1 protein-coding gene is annotated in these 207 nt (G+C 64.3%); it reads left to right on the top strand.

What is annotated here, in order from left to right; genetic code table 11:
• The coding region (locus tag LO50_RS23520; protein WP_044316380.1) for a solute carrier family 23 protein at positions 1-207 on the top strand (207 nt) is incomplete at both ends.

The raw sequence follows: 207 nt of genomic DNA, 5'->3' as shown, positions 1-207 counted from the left end.
CGCAACCGTTCCGCTTCGGTTTCGCATTCGACTGGATGGCCTTCATTCCGATCGCGGTGATCTTCCTCATCACCCCGCTGGAAACCGCCGGCGACCTGACCGCCAACTCGATGATCTCGCGTCAGCCGGTGCGTGGGCCGGTGTATCTGCGGCGGATCAAATCGGGAATCCTCGCCGATGGCTGCAGCTCGGCGGTCGCCGCGGTGT

Origin of the sequence: Stutzerimonas stutzeri (genome assembly GCF_000935215.1) — a bacterium.
Classification (GTDB): domain Bacteria; phylum Pseudomonadota; class Gammaproteobacteria; order Pseudomonadales; family Pseudomonadaceae; genus Stutzerimonas.
The sequence above is the reverse complement of the archived record's forward strand: the minus strand, read 5'-3'. Positions and strand labels throughout refer to the sequence as shown.